The sequence below is a fragment of the Nocardiopsis sp. FR4 genome, assembly GCF_009830945.1.
GTDB lineage: Bacteria > Actinomycetota > Actinomycetes > Streptosporangiales > Streptosporangiaceae > Nocardiopsis.
Window position 1 is genome coordinate 75441 of record NZ_VWVV01000025.1, and the last position, 15217, is coordinate 90657.

Annotated in this window: 12 protein-coding genes; 4 read left to right on the forward strand and 8 right to left on the reverse strand. The window is 75.2% G+C overall.

Features of this window, described 5'->3' with window-relative positions:
• The first annotated feature begins 129 nt into the window (after nucleotides 1–129).
• Nucleotides 130–1272, forward strand: coding sequence for a glycoside hydrolase family 26 protein (locus FYW95_RS20585; RefSeq protein WP_236572264.1), 1143 nt, complete (start codon nucleotides 130–132; stop codon nucleotides 1270–1272).
• Nucleotides 1273–1275: 3 nt separating this feature from the next.
• Here the strand turns inward: FYW95_RS20585 and FYW95_RS20590 are convergent, their stop codons facing one another.
• The 8 genes from FYW95_RS20590 to FYW95_RS20625 all read right to left on the reverse strand — a co-directional run bounded on the left by FYW95_RS20590 (nucleotide 1276) and on the right by FYW95_RS20625 (nucleotide 11400).
• Nucleotides 1276–2844, reverse strand: a complete 1569-nt coding sequence (locus FYW95_RS20590; RefSeq protein ID WP_159943880.1) for a glycosyltransferase — start codon at nucleotides 2842–2844, stop codon at nucleotides 1276–1278.
• A complete protein-coding gene (locus FYW95_RS20595) occupies nucleotides 2841–3299 on the reverse strand; it encodes a glycosyltransferase family 28 protein (RefSeq protein WP_159943879.1) in 459 nt (152 codons plus the stop codon). Before FYW95_RS20595 ends, FYW95_RS20590 begins: the two co-directional genes overlap by 4 nt.
• 147 nt (nucleotides 3300–3446) lie before the next feature.
• Nucleotides 3447–5171 carry a lipopolysaccharide biosynthesis protein gene (locus FYW95_RS20600; protein WP_236567913.1) on the reverse strand — a complete coding sequence of 575 codons (1725 nt, stop codon included), beginning with the start codon at nucleotides 5169–5171 and terminating at the stop codon, nucleotides 3447–3449.
• The gene (locus tag FYW95_RS20605; RefSeq protein ID WP_160050660.1) at nucleotides 5141–6016 is read right to left on the reverse strand and encodes a sulfotransferase domain-containing protein; all 876 of its coding nucleotides are present in this window, start codon (nucleotides 6014–6016) and stop codon (nucleotides 5141–5143) included. Before FYW95_RS20605 ends, FYW95_RS20600 begins: the two co-directional genes overlap by 31 nt.
• A gap of 104 nt (nucleotides 6017–6120) precedes the next feature.
• Entirely contained in the window at nucleotides 6121–7344 is a 1224-nt protein-coding gene (locus FYW95_RS20610; RefSeq protein ID WP_159943877.1) for an aminoglycoside phosphotransferase family protein, read from the reverse strand.
• Nucleotides 7341–8771 (reverse strand): O-antigen ligase family protein, encoded by a 1431-nt coding sequence (locus FYW95_RS20615; protein ID WP_370462411.1) that lies wholly within the window; start codon nucleotides 8769–8771, stop codon nucleotides 7341–7343. The genes FYW95_RS20610 and FYW95_RS20615 overlap by 4 nt, the downstream gene beginning before the upstream one ends.
• The gene (locus FYW95_RS20620) at nucleotides 8771–10834 is read right to left on the reverse strand and encodes a lipopolysaccharide biosynthesis protein (protein WP_159943876.1); all 2064 of its coding nucleotides are present in this window, start codon (nucleotides 10832–10834) and stop codon (nucleotides 8771–8773) included. Before FYW95_RS20620 ends, FYW95_RS20615 begins: the two co-directional genes overlap by 1 nt.
• Nucleotides 10835–11007: 173 nt before the next feature.
• On the reverse strand, nucleotides 11008–11400 hold the full coding sequence (locus FYW95_RS20625) for a DUF4190 domain-containing protein (RefSeq protein WP_159943875.1): 393 nt from the start codon (nucleotides 11398–11400) through the stop codon (nucleotides 11008–11010).
• 448 nt (nucleotides 11401–11848) lie between these two features.
• Between FYW95_RS20625 and purN the strand changes: the two genes are divergently transcribed.
• The 3 genes from purN to FYW95_RS20640 are packed head-to-tail and all read left to right on the forward strand — an operon-like array spanning nucleotide 11849 to nucleotide 14921.
• A complete protein-coding gene (purN, locus tag FYW95_RS20630) occupies nucleotides 11849–12484 on the forward strand; it encodes a phosphoribosylglycinamide formyltransferase (RefSeq protein ID WP_159943940.1) in 636 nt (211 codons plus the stop codon).
• The gene (gene purH, locus FYW95_RS20635; protein ID WP_160050661.1) at nucleotides 12481–14049 is read left to right on the forward strand and encodes a bifunctional phosphoribosylaminoimidazolecarboxamide formyltransferase/IMP cyclohydrolase; all 1569 of its coding nucleotides are present in this window, start codon (nucleotides 12481–12483) and stop codon (nucleotides 14047–14049) included. Before purN ends, purH begins: the two co-directional genes overlap by 4 nt.
• Nucleotides 14050–14063: 14 nt before the next feature.
• The gene (locus tag FYW95_RS20640) at nucleotides 14064–14921 is read left to right on the forward strand and encodes a bifunctional methylenetetrahydrofolate dehydrogenase/methenyltetrahydrofolate cyclohydrolase (RefSeq protein WP_159943873.1); all 858 of its coding nucleotides are present in this window, start codon (nucleotides 14064–14066) and stop codon (nucleotides 14919–14921) included.
• The last annotated feature ends 296 nt before the right edge of the window (nucleotides 14922–15217 follow it).

The following is a 15217-nucleotide window of genomic DNA, read 5'->3' on the forward strand; positions in this document are numbered from 1 at the left end:
CTTGTCCGTTATGCCAGGTCGTGCCTGTTCTCTGCCTTGTAAGTGACCTATGGTGTTCATGTGAACACTGAGAGTCATAACATGCGGGTCTAGGAGGCGTTTGCCGTGGACAGGGGACCGGTACGGGCAATGGCGACGACGGGGGCGATGGCCCTCGTCCTGACACTGGTCGGTGCGGGCGACGTGCCCGCCGCCTCGGCCGCGCCACGACGGGACGTGCCGATCTGGCCGGTCGAGACCGGGTGGCCCTTCCCCGACATCCCGGGCACCTCGGGTCCCAGCACTCCTTCCGGTCCCTCCGCTCCCGGCGGGGACGCGTGCGCGGTCTCGGAGATCCTCGAACCCTCGTGCGGCGTCTGGTGGGGGGCCAGCCCCTACCAGGACCGGGTCGAGCCGCTGGAACAGGCGGTCAACCGGCGCATGGACATCGTCTACACCTGGCGGGGCGTCGACCAGGCCGACATCCCCGGCCGGCGCGAACTCCGGATGGTCGCCGAGGGCCGGTTCGTGCACACCAACATCGAAGCCCGCCGGTTCACCCGCTCCGGCCGTCCGGACATCGCCTACCGGTCCATCATCAACGGTGAGTTCGACCACACCCTGCGCGCCCAGGCGCGCACCATCGCGGGGCTGGAGGTGCCCTACTTCGTCACCTTCGACCACGAGGCCGACGCCAACAAGCGCTACAACAGGCGCGGCACCCCCGAGGAGTTCGTGCGCGCCTGGCGGCACATCGTGGACCTGTACCGCGAGGAGGGCGCCGACAACGCCGTCTGGGTGTGGAACGTGACCGGCTGGGAGGGCAACCTCGACCGGCTGCCGGGCCTGTGGCCGGGCAACGACTACGTCGACTGGCTCAGCTGGGAGGCGTACAACATGACCAACTGCGACACCCAGCCCCACTGGAAGCACGTGGTCTCCTTCGAGGAGTCCCTGCGCCCGGCCTACGAGTGGGTGCAGAGCGAGGGGCCCAAGCACGGCATCGACCCGGACAAGCCCGTGATGATCGGCGAGATGGGCACCACCCACATCGGCGCCCGGGAGACCCGCGAGTGGTACACCGCGATCCCCGAGGTGCTGCGCCGCTACGAGCGCGTGCGCGCGGTCAAGGTGTGGGACAACAAGGTCTCCCCGAGCTGCGACTTCCGGATCCAGGCCGACCGGTACGCCCGCCAGGGCTTCACGGAGGCCGGACGCGACCCCTACGTCAACCTGCCCGACCACGTGCGCGACCTCATCGAGGACGCCCGGCGGCTCGGAACGCGGCGGTGAGGCTCACAGGCCCCGGCCGCGCAGGTGCAGCGCCCGCATGATCCATCCCGCGGGCACCCCGCACACCACCATCAGCGCCAGGTGGGCGCGGGCCTCGGCGGGGCGGTGGCGGACCGTGGCGGCGATCCACCGCAGGGCGGCGCCGCGGTTCCCGGCCGCCGCCTCGGCGAAGGCGATCTGCCCCGCCACCCGCGCGTAGCCCCGGGGTACCAGCGCGAACTCGGGATAGCGGTCCAGGAGCCAGCGCAGAGCGGTGGCGATGGTCCGCCAGCGGCCGGAGAAGTGCGAGCGGCGGTGCCAGAGCACGCGCACGCCCGGCTCGGGGATGTTGCGGATGGGGCCGCGCCGGGCCAGGCGCAGCAGGAGCTCGTAGTCCTCGGCGTAGCTGCCGGGGATCTCCTCGCTGACCGTCCCGCACCCGCCGATCATGGCGCGGCGCCGGATGAGGAACGTGGAGGGGTGGAGCTCGGTGAGCCGCGACCCCAGCAGGTCGCCGAAGGTGACGCTGGTGCGGTCCAGGGTGCGCACCGACTCGGCCCGGTCGTAGACCACCCGGATGCCGCAGCACACCATCTCGGTACCCGGCTCGTCGAGCATGACCCGCACCTGCGCCCGGAGCTTGCCGGCCAGCCAGGTGTCGTCGTCGTCGCAGAAGGCGACCAGGTCGGTGTCGGCCGCGAGCAGCCCGGTGTTGCGCGCCCCGGCCAGCCCGGGTGTCAGCGTGTTGGTCACCACCCGCACGGGGCGCCGCCCCTCCGCCCGCGCCAGCGAGGGGTCGGGCTGGTCGTTGTCGAAGACCACGATGGTGGTGATCCGGCCGGGGTAGTCCTGTTCGGCGATCGCGCGCAGGGTGCGGCGCAGCAGCTCGGGCCGGTCCCGGGTGGGGACCACCACGGTCACCTCGGGCCAGGCCGCGGGGGTCCGGTCGGCCTCGGGGGCCCGGTCCGGGCCGGCCGCCGGAGCGGCCGGGGAGACGGCGGCCCCCGCCGCCGCGGGCCGCTCGGCGAGGCTCCCCGTGGTCCCGGGACCCGCGAGCAGCTCGATGAGCTCCCCGGCGCGCAGCGCGGCCCGCTCGGCGCGGTCGTCGTCGCCCGGCGGCACCCGGAACTCCCCGGGCTCGGCGAGCGCCCGGTCCACCAGCGCGACCAGCTCCTGCGGGGTGGCGCAGGCGCGCACCCGGCCCGCCTCCTCCAGCCGCCGCACGAACAGGAGCTGGTGGTCGTCGACGTGCTCGCCCAGCTCGGGGTCGCGCGGGACCACGATCGGCAGGCGGCCCGCCGCGCGGGCCTGGACGATCGTGCCCGGACCCCCGTGCGTGATGACCACCCGCGCCCCCCGCATGCGACCGCCCAGCTCCTCGCCGGGCAGGAACGGGGTGCCCGCGGCCACGGAGGGCGGCGAGCTGTGCCCGTGCTGGACCAGGAAGCGCAGGCCGGGCCGGTGCCGGGCGCACTCGTCGACCCAGCGGACCAGCCGGTCGAAGGAGTGGTGGTCGGTGCCGAGGCTGACCACCACGTCGGGGTGGCCGCTGTCGTCGGGGCGCGGGGCGGGGCGGGTGATCTGTTCGGTCAAAGCAGCGGTCCTACCGTGATGGCGGTCGGCATGAAGGCGCGCTGTTCCTCCCACTGGGCGAGGAACAGCCGGGTGAAGGGACGGCACAGGCGGGCGGTGAGCGTGGGCGTGTCGATGCGGTCGTAGACCTCGATGTAGACGGTGGGGATCCGCAGCATCCAGGCCAGCACGAAGAACGGCAGGGCCACACCGGCCCCGGTGGTGACCACCACGCGGGGGCGCCAGCGGCGCAGGACGCCGACCGCCAGCCAGGTGTTGCGCACCAGGTTGCCCAGGTGGCGGGTGGTGGGATGGAAGGCCCACCGGACGCGCTCGCCGTCCAGGACGGACTCGGCGTCGGGGGTGCGGAAGGTCACCCAGACCCGCTCCTGGTCCCGCCACCAGGGGCGCAGGGAGCGCAGTTGGGCCAGGTGCCCTCCGCTGGAGGCCACCAGGAGGACCGGTCGAGAAGACATGACGTCATCCTTTCATAACTCTGTGTAGTCACGGTGGGATCGCCGCAGGCGTTCCGGAAAGTCCGCCCCCGGTTCCGCCGAAGCGATGCGGACGATCCCCCGCCCCCGCCTCCGCCCCCGGGCGCGGAACGCGGTGTGCGGCGGGTCTCAGCGGCGCGTGCTCAGAGCCAACGTGCGGCGCAGTGACCACACCGTTCCCAGGTGTCCCAGAGTGCCCGCGGCCACCGCCGCGGCCAGGGCCGCGATCCCGCCGCCGGACGCCGCGCCCACCGCCAGCGGGAGCGCGCCGAACCACACCAGGGTGCTGGCCGCGGCGACCGCCACCGGCCGGTGGAAGGGGTGCAGCGCCACGCTGGACCGCAGCTGCCACAGCGGCGACACCTTGCGCACCAGCATCGCGGCCACCAGGGCCAGGGCCGCCCCCGCCGCCCCGGCCACGGGCACCAGGGCCACGCACACCAGGACGTTGACCGCCAACGACAGCACGTTGTTCAGCAGGTTGAGCCGGGTGCGCCCGGTCATCGCCAGGACCACGTCGCCCATCCCGAGCGCGGCGGCCAGCAGCTGTCCGGAGCACACCACGACCAGCGCGGTCACCCCGGTCGCGTAGTCCGGACCGAACAGCCGCATCACCTCCGGGGCGAACACCAGCACCGACAGGTAAAGCGGCCACAGCAGGCACACCAGCCACGCCGCCCCCGCCTGGTACAGGGAGCGCACACCCTCGTGGTCGTCGGCCGCCAGCTGTTCGGCGAACCGGGGCTGCGCCGCGTACAGCACCGCCTGCGTGCCGAACTGGCCGACCACCATGATCCGGGTGGCCGCCGTGAACACCGCCGCGCCGGTCAGCCCGCCCAACAGCGCCACCAGCACCACGCCGCCCCGCTGCACGCCCATCTGGGCGACCCCGGCCGCCGCGCGGGGTAGCGCGAACGACCAGAACGTCCGGGCGTCCACCGGCCCCTCGGCCACCAGATCCCCCGGGGTCCCGGAAAACCCTTTGTTCTCCTTGATCTCGACGGCTACGGTTTCGGTCGCACTGACGACACCTGGCGACGCCCGCTCCGGGACCGTTCCCACCGGGGCGCCGCCCGGGGCCGCGGCACTCCGGGGAGCCCCGGCCGCCGTTCCCGGCGCGCGGGGTGGTGCGGGGCGTTCGGGCTCCGCGCCCGCCGGGCCCCCCTCGTTCCGCGCGGCCTCGGCGGCGGTCCTGCGCAGGACCCCGCCCAGCCAGCACCAGGCCAGCAGCGCGGCGGGCAGGTACGGCCCCGCCCACGCCAGGGCCAGCAGCCCCGCCGAGCCGGTGACCGCGACCGTTCCCACCAGCGCCACCTGCGCCAACGGTCGTCCCACCTTGTCCACCAGCACGGTTCCGGACATGTCGTGGTGGGCCCGGGTCGCGGCCAGCGCCGTCTCGGTCAGCACCGCGAACGGCAGGAACAGGGCCAGCAGCCGCAGGTAGACCTCCGCGTCCCCGCCGCCCAGCGCCCCTCCCAGCGGACCGGCGAGGACCAGCAGCAGCACCGCCGCCGCGCACGCCGCCAGCACCGCCGGGCCCGAGGCCAGCCGCAGCAGCCGGGGCACGCCCCCCCGCCCGCCCAGCACGCGCATCCGGGCGATGAAGTACACCAGCCCGTCCGGGGCGCCCAGGTTGGCCACCGCCGCCGCGAGGAGGAACACCGACGTCGCCGCGAACAGCAGTCCCGCCGTCTCCTGGGAGAAGGCCCGGGTGACCGCCACGATCAGCGCGAGGTTCAGCGCGGCGCCGACCGCCGCGCCCGCCATGTTGACCGCGCCGCCGCGCAGCACCCGGCGCAGCCCCGACCCCTCCGCCACCGCGCTCACGCCCGCCACGAGGGCGTGCGCCCCCACCAGGCGGCGAGGAGGCGGTCGCTGTCGGCGAACACGGCGGTCAGCTCCGCGCGCAACCCCTCCGGCATCCGCGACCGGGCGCGCGCGTTGTGCCGCCCGGGCGCGTTCCCCGGCCCCGGCGGCAGCCCGAGGAACCGCTCGATCCCGGCCAGCGCCTCGGCGGTGCCGTCGAACAGGTCGGCGTGGTCCACCACGTGCAGGCGGTCGCGCCCCAGGTGCTTCTCCAACCGCACCAGCTGGTCCACGTAGCGGCCGCGCGCCACGTACCCGTGGTGCTGGTGGGAATGGGAGCGGTACCCGGGGTCGGCCAGGATCCGCTCCTCCTCACCGGCCAGCCGCCGCGGCTCCAACTCCAGGGCCCGCGCGAAGTCCTCGGTCTCGAATCCCCGCGCGCGCTCGTGCGCGTGCGCGGAGTAGGCCCGCTCCACCGGGTCGCGCAGGACCACCACCACCCGCACGTCCGGCAGGTCGCGGGCGATCCGCTCGGCGGCCAGGGGGTGGAACAGGTAGTACGGGCTGGACTCGACCACCCGTGTCCGGGGGCGCCCCCCGCGCGCCCGCAGTGCCGCGCGGGTCGGGAAGTGCGCCCGGTACCAGTCCAGGCCGCGGTCGTAGTCGGTGTCGAAGAAGTGCACCCCCTTGCGCAGTGTGGGGCCGGTGACCGCCGGGTGCCGGCACAGCGCCTTGAACAGCGACGTCGTGCCCGCGCGCTGCGCCCCGCAGATGAGGATGTCGGGCAGCGCCCGGGCCCCGCTGGTGGCCCGGCCCAGGCCGTCCGCCAGGGGCAGCAGGGCCCGCCGCGTGGGGACGGACAGGCGGGAGAACAGGGCGGAACGGGTGGGCATGGCGTGGTCCTCGTCTCGCGGGTGCGGTCGGTCCGGCCCCCGGGCGCGGCGGCCGGTGTCGGCGGTTCTCCCGGCGCGGTCCGCCGGTCCCCGCCCGGGGCCGGTCAGGCCCCGAGGGCGGCCTCGTGGGCCGCCCTGTCCTGGAGCCCCTCCAGGGCGGGCAACAGCCAGTCGTCCACGGCGGCCAGGTGGCCGCCGCTCTCGTCCTGGCGGTCGTGCAGGTACCGGGTGGCCAGGTCGATCAGGTACAGGGCCATCACCGTGGACACCGTGTGCGGCCGCACGCCGGTCTCGGCCACGAGCGGGTCGCACAGCAGCCGCGAACCGCTCTCCAGCCACCGGTGCACGCCGGGGTGGACCCCGTCCTGCACGCACTCGTTGAGGTCGTAGTGCAGCGCGTCGAAGCCCGCGGGGGCGTCCAGCGCCAGCCGCTCCCAGTCCCACACGAACGCGCGCCGCGCGGTGCTGGCGATGTTCCAGCGGGTCAGGTCGCCGTGCCAGGCCCCGAAGGGCACGTACACGTCCGGCAGGCGGCGCAGCGCCGCGCGCAGCGGTCCCACCTCCGGGCGCGTGCCCAGCCGCACGATCCGCTCCTCCAGCGACCGCCGGTAGGGGCTCTCGGAGAGTCTGCGCCGCCGCACCCGGGCCAGGCCGACGATCTGCGTCACGCAGCGCAGCAGCTGGCGGCGGGTGGGGCGGTCGGTCTGGTCGCCGACCGGCAGGGCCTCCTGCACCAGCAGGGGGTGCCCGTTCCACTCGCCCGAGTGCAGCAGCCGGGGGACGGTCACGTCCCGCAGGCGCGCCTCGGCCAGGTGGCGCAGGGCCCGCGTCTCCGAGCGCACCAGGCGCGCGGTCAGGTCGTTGACGGCCACCTTGGCGTAGCCGATCGTCCGCCCGCCGGGGGTGAGCAGCAGGAGCACCGGTTTGCGGTTGGCCCGGGGCGGGCCCACGTGGATGGCGATGGCCAGGTCGCGGTCCAGCGCCGACGTGAGCGCGTGCTCGATTCCGGGCCCCGCCCCCACGTACAGCCGGTCGCGCAGCAGCAGGGGGGCCAGGCCGCTGGCGAACGCGCCGGTCAGCAGCAGGGTGCGGGCCCTCTCCCGGAGCGAGTGCCCCTGGGCGAAGGAGGTGATGCCCCGGATGGCCGCCGCCCGGTCGTGCGCGGGCAGGATCACCCGGGGGTTGCGGGCGCTCGGCACCGGCAGGTACTGCTTTCCCCGGTCGCGGCGGGCCGTGCGCCGCATGCCCCGGTCGCCCGGCCCGAGCAGGCCGCCGCACGGCCACAGGACCGCGGCCAGGTCCGTCAGGTAGGTCGTCTCGCCGTTCACCGGGGCCCCCCGCGGGTGCGCGCGGCCCCGCGCCGCCGCAGCACCGGTTCCTCGTCCCGCCAGAGCAGGGCGGCGGCGATCATGGTGACGGCCAGCGGGGACATCAGCGCGACGTAGAAGAACATGTACCAGAACAGCAGCAGCACGGTCAGCAGCGCGCCCTGCCCCACCAGGGAGCGCGCCGACCGGTAGCGCCACACGAGCCCGGCGAAGAAGGCGAGCATGAACGCGGTGCCCAGCCACCCGCTGGCGATCAGGGTCATCCACAGCTGGCCCGCGTTGCCGATGACGTGCTGGCCGCAGCCGGGGCACTCCGGGGTGGGGCCGACCGCGACCGACTCCGAGCTGCCCCGGCTCTCCCGGGTGGTGCCCCAGCCCGTGACCGGTGAAAGCTCGGCGGCCCGCACCGAGGCCGCGTTGGTCGCGGCCCGCCCGTCGTCGCTGTGCGGGGCCTCGGCCCGGGCCCGCACCACGTCGGCCAGCGGGGACGCGGCCAGCACCAGTACCGCGGCCAGCACCGCGACGGCGCAGGAGGCCACCAGGACCACCCGGCCCCGGCGCAGCCCCGCCACGGCGGCGTAGACCAGGGACAGCGCCAGTCCCGCCCACAGGGCCCGGTTCAGCGAGTGGACGACGGGGACCACCGACAGCGCGGCGGCGGCCAGCGCCCCCCAGCGCACCCAGCCGGACCCCTGGGCCACCCAGGCCACCACCAGCCACACCAACAGCAGGGAGAGCATGTAGCCCCAGGTGTTGGTGTACTCCCAGGGGGCCTTGGGGCGGGCCGACTCGTACCCGAAGATGTCCATGATCTGTGAGGACGCCGGATGCACGAGGGCCTGCACGTAGGCGTCGGAGGCCAGCGGCCCGGGCAGCAGGTACTCCAACGGCGCCGTGAACTCGAACCGGGGCGCGAACACGCCCAGGTAGCCTCCGGCGACCGTGGCCAGGCACAGCAGGGCCAGCGCGCGCACCACCACGCGGGTGGGCAGCTCCCGCTCGGAGAGGTTGCCGACGTAGAGCAGCAGGACGGTCAGGACCAGGTAGTTGGCGGTCCGCAGCAGGGCGCCGCCGTACCCGCCGCTGTCGGGCACCGTGCCCGGAACCTCCAGCGGGACCAGCGACAACCCCAGGACCGCCCACACCAGGAACAGCGCCCACAGCCAGAACCCCGGCGGCACCCGGAGCCCCCCGGCCCGGTGGCGCCGCACCAGCTCGGCCGCCATGGGCACCGCGAACAGCCAGTAGGCGAACTGGCCCATGCCCAGGGCCCACCACAGCGGATACCCGGCCAGCAGCCACACCAGCGGCCGGCCGGTGGCGGGGGAGCGGTCCGCCACCGGCGGCCGCCCGGCCGTCCAGGGGATCGTGGCGGCCGTCCAGGGGTGCGCGGTCCGGGCGCCGGGCCCGGGCACGCCCCAGGCCATCAGTTCCGTGCCCCGGAGGCGGTCTCCGCGGGCACGGAGGCCTCCCCGTCGGAACCCCCGCCGTCCGCGGCGGCCTCCGGGGCCCGCGCGTCCTCCCCGCCCGGAAGGGCCTCCGGAGCCGCCGCGCCCATGGCGCCGGGGCTGTCGGTGTCAGCGGTGTCGGCGCCTTCCGCGCCCTCCTCCGCCGGGGAGCCGGTGCCGTCCGCCGCGATCGCGGCGGACCCGCCGTCCTCCCCCTCGCGGAGGGCGGAGCCCGAGCCGTCGGTGCCCCCGTCACCGGGAGCGGCCCCGTCCACCACGGCCGCATCGGCGTCCTCGTCGTGCGGGGCGGCCTTCGCGGTGTCCTCCCGGGACTCCCCGACCTCCGTGACACCCGCGGCCGCACCGGTCCCCTCCGGCTCCGCGGCCTCCGACGCCGCCGGGGCGCCCGCCGCGCCCGCCGGTCCGTACCCGCGGTTCGTCCCGGACCCCTCGGCGGTCGGCACCGGCGCGGGGGCGGCCAGCGGCTGGCACGGCAGCACGGCCGTGCCCGGTGCGGGGACGCCGAACCGTTCGGCCAGGGTGAGCAGCGCGGCCAGGTCGGTCCGGCGGGTCAGACCCAGCTCCACCACCGGCAGCAGCACGTCCGACGAAGCGGCCAGGGCGTGCACGTCGGCGCGCTCGCCCACGGAGGCGGCGGCCAGCACCACGTACTCGGCCCGCGCGCGCAGCAGCCGGACCAGCTCCGGCATGGCGGTGCCCTGCACCGGCGCGTTCATGCCCGGGGACCCGTAGCGCAGCACCCGCAGGCGGGGCACCGCGTCGGGCCGCACCTCCAGGTCCGCGGGGTCCTCTCCGTCGAGCAGCGCCTCGGCCAGGCCCGGGCCCTCCGGCAGGCCCAGCAGCTCGCCCACGGTGTCGGTGCGCGGGTCCGCGCACACGAGCAGCGTCTCCGAACCCGTCCGGGCCAGGGCCGCGGCCAGGTTCACGGCCGCCGCCGAGCCCGCGCGGCCCGGCGTGGTGGGGGCGACCAGCAGCACGTGCCCGGCCGCCGCCCCCTCACCGAGGGCCTCCGCCAGGGGGTCGGGCGCGGCGGGCCGGTCCGCGGGCGCTCCGGTCAGGCGGGCGCGCACCAGGTGTGTGAACTCGTTGACCCGCTGCCCCGCGCGGTCGTCCTCGTCCAGCAGCCCGGGACGGCGACCGCCCCGGCGCTTCCGCTCGGACAGGTCGAGCAGCACCGGCAGGCCCGAGACCCGGGCGGTGTCCTCGGTGTCGTGCAGGCGCGGGTCGAGCCGGTCGCGGGACACGGCGGCCAGCAGGCCCGCCAGCAGCCCGAGCGCGGCGCCGCCGACCAGCCACAGGGCGGGCACCGGTCCGCTGGGATCCTCGGGCAGGTCGGCCGGGGTGATCACCCGGCCGGGCCGGACCGTCTCCCGCAGCGCGCTGAGCGGGCTGATCCCGTTGCCCAGCTCGGTGATCTCCTGGCGCAGCGCGTCCACCCGCGCGCTCGTGCCGGGGGAGAAGGGGTCCTCGGCGGCGGACTCGGCCAGGGCCTCGTAGAGGTTCTCCTGCTCGGCGCGCAGCGCCTCCAGACGGCTGGCGGCCAGATCGTCCACCTGGGCCCGGCGCAGTTCGAGGTAGGCCTCGGCGTACCCCCGGGCGCCCGCCCGGGCCGCCTCCGGGGTGGGCGCGGAGAAGGCGATCTCCAGCACGTTGCTGTTGGGCGGGACGCTCACCTCCACGCGCTCGCGCAGCTCCTCGGTCGCGGGCGCGCGGCCCCCCTCCGCCAGTGCCCCGGCCACGACGGAGGAGACCTCGTCCGAGACCAGGATCTGGGCCTCGGTGTCCAGGTTGACGTCCCCGGTCAGCCGTCCGGAGCGCTCGCCGGTGAACTCGCCCAGGCCGGTGGGCTGGACCTGGACGGCGGTGACGGAGGTGTAGGAGGCGGGCAGGGCGAGTACCGCGGCGCCGCCCAGGACCAGTCCGCCCAGGACACCGGCGCCGACCAGCCGCCAGCGTCGGCGCAGCAGCGCCGTGTACTCCCTGAGTGCCGGACCGGCCGGGGCGGGGGTGTCGGTGTCCATCGGTTCCTCTCCGCACAGACAGAGATAGCACTTTTAGTAATTGATTGCATACTAAGTGTAGTGCCTTGGGGTGTCCGATGCGGGAAACCGCCGACTCCCGGCAGGGGCGGAACGCCGAGGGGGCGGCGGGGCGCCCCCGCCGCCCCCTCGGAGCCGTCAGCGCCGCGCGGGCCTCAGCCCGAGGTCGCCGTGATCGGCAGGCCGGTGGAGGAGGTCCACTCCTCGTCGCACACCTTCTGGCTGGACACCGTGTGCGCCCGGGCGGAGCAGTCGCGGTACCGCGTCAGCTCCTCCCGGTAGACCACGGCCACCGAGGCCAGCGCCACCGACACCACGATGCCCAGCACGCCCACGACCACGCTCAGCAGCGCGCCCGGCGCCTCGGTCCGGTTCTCCCGCGCGGTCCGGCGGGCGCGGAAGCCCTGCACGACGCCGAACACGGACAGCACGACCCCGTACGGGGGCAGCAGCAGACCCGCCGCGCCGAAGAACAGGCCCCACAGGCCGCCCCGTTCGACTCTGGACGGCCGCCCGTCGGTCCGCGGCTCCGGGCTGTTGTCGGTCAAGGTTCACTCCTTCGGGGGCGCCCGCCGGGGCGCCGAGGTCCGCTTCCGCCTGCGCGGAGGCTACCCGGCCGTCGTGGCGGGGATGGTCCGGGGGCCGTCGAGACGCCCGTCACACGCCGTCCCAACGCGCACTCCCCGTGGGTAGACGCTACCTGGCCCGATAGGGTGGGGGCGCGGGCGGGCTCCGCGGGGCCCGCCAGCCCGTTCGTCACCCGTGCCGGCCCCCGAGGCGCACGCCCCCGGGGCGCGCGACCTCCCCCGGGAGCGGTACCGCGGGGGACGAGCGGGTCGCTCTCAGCGACGCCCGCGGTACGTCCCGGCACGAGCCCGGTGCGCATACCGGGTGTACGCGAAGAACCGGATGCTGCGCCGTCCCCCGGCGCCCCCGGACGCGGGAGAGGGATCCCGCACCGTTCTCTACACAATGGGAGAAGCATTGTCCGCGCGAGTGGTGGTCCTCATATCGGGCACGGGCAGCAACATGGCCGCCCTGCTGGAGGCGTCCAGGGACCCCGGGTACGGGGCCAGCGTCGTCGCCGTCGGGGCCGACCGCGAGGGGACCGGCGGTATCGCACTGGCCGAGCGGGCCGGGGTGCCCACGTTCGTCGTTCCCTTCCGCTCCTTCGCCGACCGCTCGCGGTGGAACGCCGCCATGGCCGAGCGCATCCGCGAGCACCACCCCGACCTGGTGGTCTCCGCCGGCTTCATGCGCATCCTGGGCCCCGCGGTGATCGGCAGCCACCCGGCGGTCAACATCCACCCCGCGCTGCTGCCCTCCTTCCCCGGCGCGCACGCCGTCCGTGACGCGCTCGCCCACGGTGTCCGCATCACCGGCACCACCATCCACTTCCTCGACGAGGGCGTCGACTCCGGGCCGATCATCGACCAGGTGGCCGTCCCCGTCGAGGACGACGATGACGAGTCCAGCCTCCACGAGCGCATCAAGGCCGTGGAGCGGAGGATGCTGGTCGACACGGTCGGCAGGCTCGCCCGCGAGGGCTGGACCATCGACGGCAGGCACGTGCGGTTCGGCCGCACCGAGCACAGCGTCGCCGACGCGACCGAAACGAAGGAGAACCGGTGACCCAGCAGGCCATCAGGCGTGCGTTGATCAGCGTCTACGACAAGACCGGTCTGGAGGAGCTGGGCATCGGCCTGGCCGAGGCCGGGGTGGAGATCGTCTCCACCGGCTCCACCGCCGCGCGGCTGCGCGAGGCCGACATCCCCGTCACCCCCGTCGAGGACGTCACCGGCTTCCCCGAGATCATGGAGGGCCGGGTCAAGACCCTGCACCCCTCCGTGCACGCCGGGCTCCTCGCCGACCAGCGCAACCCCGAGCACATGGCCCGGATCCAGGAACTGGGCATCGCCCCCTTCGACCTGGTCGTGGTCAACCTCTACCCCTTCCGGGACACGGTCGCCTCCGGCGCCTCCGAGGCCGACTGCATCGAGAAGATCGACATCGGCGGCCCCGCCATGGTGCGCGCCTCGGCCAAGAACCACGGCAGCGTGGCGATCGTGGTCGACCCGGCCGCCTACGACGCCACCCTGGAGGCCGTCCGCGACGGCGGGTTCACCCTGGAGCAGCGCAAGCGCCTGGCCGGGCTGGCCTTCCAGCACACCGCCGCCTACGACGCGGCCGTCGCGGGCTGGTTCTCCGGGACCTACGCCCCCGACGAGCAGGCCGCCGAGACGGGCTGGCCCGACTTCCTCGGGGTGGCCCACAACCGCCGGGACGTGCTCCGCTACGGCGAGAACCCGCACCAGAAGGCGGCGCTGTACACTCCCGCGGGCGCCCCCGCCACCGGCCTGGCCGGAGCCGAGCAGCTGCACGGCAAGGCCATGTCCTACAACAACTACGTGGACGCCGACGCCGCCCTGCGCGCCGCCCACGACTTCGACGAGCCGTGCGTGGCCATCATCAAGCACGCCAACCCCTGCGGGATCGCCGTCGGCGCCGACAACGCCGAGGCCCACCGCAAGGCGCACGCCTGCGACCCGGTGTCGGCCTTCGGCGGGGTCATCGCCACCAACCGCCCCGTGGGCGCCGGGCTGGCCGGGCAGATCGCGGAGATCTTCACCGAGGTCGTCGTGGCCCCGGCCTTCGACCCCGACGCCGTGGAGGTCCTCACCCGCAAGAAGAACATCCGCCTGCTCGTGGCCCGGGGCCCCGAAGCCGGGGCGCGCACGGAGGAGCGCCAGATCAGCGGCGGCCTCCTGGTGCAGTCCCGCGACGCCATCGACGCCCCCGGCGACGACCCCGCCTCCTGGACCCTGGCCACCGGGGAACCCGCCGACGAGGCCGTCCTCGCCGACCTCGCCTTCGCCTGGCGGGCCGTGCGCGCGGTCAAGTCCAACGCCATCCTGCTGGCCGCCGACGGCGCCACCGTGGGCGTGGGCATGGGCCAGGTCAACCGGGTCGACTCCGCGCGCCTGGCGGTCAGCCGCGCGGGCGAGCGGGTGGGCGGCTCCGTGGCCGCCAGCGACGCCTTCTTCCCCTTCGCCGACGGACTCCAGATCCTCACCGAAGCCGGGGTCCGCGCCGTCGTGCAGCCGGGCGGCTCCGTGCGCGACGAGGAGGTCGTCGCCGCGGCCAAGGCCGCGGGCGTGACCATGTACCTCACCGGCACCCGGCACTTCTTCCACTGAGCGAGGAGCAACAGATGAGCGCGATCGTTCTGGACGGCAAGGCCGTCGCCACGTCCATCCGCGAGGAGCTCACCTCCCGGGTGGCGCGGCTGCGCGAGCAGGGGATCACCCCGGGCCTGGGCACGGTCCTGGTCGGCGACGACCCGGGCAGCCACTCCTACGTGCGCGGCAAGCACCGCGACTGCGCGCAGGTGGGCATCGCGAGCATCCGCCGCGACCTGCCCGCCGACGCCACGCAGGAGGACGTGGAGCGGGCCGTGCGCGAGCTCAACGAGGACCCCGCCTGCACCGGCTACATCGTGCAGCTGCCGCTGCCCCGGGGGCTGGACGAGAACCGGGTGCTCGGCCTGATCGACCCGGCCAAGGACGCCGACGGCCTCCAGCCCTCCAACCTGGGCAGGCTCGTGCTGATGCAGGAGGCCCCGCTGCCGTGCACCCCGCGCGGCATCGTGGAGCTGCTCACCCGCTACGACGTGCCCCTCAAGGGCGCCGAGGTGGTCGTGGTCGGGCGCGGCGTGACGGTGGGCCGCCCCCTGGGCCTGCTGCTGACCCGCCGGTCGGAGAACGCCACCGTCACCCTGTGCCACACCGGCACCCGTGACCTCGCCGAGCACACCCGCCGTGCCGACATCATCGTCGCCGGCGCCGGTGTGCCGGGGCTGATCACCAAGGAGATGGTCAGGCCGGGCGCCGCCGTGCTGGACGTGGGCGTCTCGCGCACCGAGTCCGGCCTGGTCGGCGACGTCGTACCGGACGTGGCCGAGGTGGCCGGGTACCTGTCCCCCAACCCCGGGGGCGTGGGCCCGATGACCCGGGCGATGCTGCTGGTCAACGTGGTCGAGGCCGCCGAGCGCCAGGCCGCCGCCAGCTAGGCCCGCGGCGGCGGACCGGCCCCCGGGGCGGGACCGCCGACGGCCGCACACGGCGGAAGACCGTGTGCGGCCGTCGCACCGCGGCCCTTTCCGGCGGGCGCGGTGCAGGCGCCCCCGGGCGGTGACGCGGGTGCACCCCACGACCTCGGCGGCCTGGCGGCTGTCGAGTCCCTCCCAGGTCACGAGCATCACGAGTTCGTGTTCGATCTCGGTCAGCCGTGCCAGGGCCGCCAGGGCCCCGGTGCGCTCGATCACCCGGTCGGCGTCGTCGGGATGCGCCCGGGCAAGCCCGGGCT

Bases quoted from the DNA above. Each gene is read 5' to 3' on its own strand.
- FYW95_RS20585 (WP_236572264.1), top strand. From the start codon at position 130: ATGGCGACGACGGGGGCGATGGCCCTCGTCCTGACACTGGTCGGTGCG.
- FYW95_RS20595 (WP_159943879.1), bottom strand. From the start codon at position 3,299: ATGTCTTCTCGACCGGTCCTCCTGGTGGCCTCCAGCGGAGGGCACCTG.
- FYW95_RS20605 (WP_160050660.1), bottom strand. From the start codon at position 6,016: ATGCCCACCCGTTCCGCCCTGTTCTCCCGCCTGTCCGTCCCCACGCGG.
- FYW95_RS20615 (WP_370462411.1), bottom strand. From the start codon at position 8,771: ATGGCCTGGGGCGTGCCCGGGCCCGGCGCCCGGACCGCGCACCCCTGG.
- FYW95_RS20620 (WP_159943876.1), bottom strand. From the start codon at position 10,834: ATGGACACCGACACCCCCGCCCCGGCCGGTCCGGCACTCAGGGAGTAC.
- FYW95_RS20640 (WP_159943873.1), top strand. From the start codon at position 14,064: ATGAGCGCGATCGTTCTGGACGGCAAGGCCGTCGCCACGTCCATCCGC.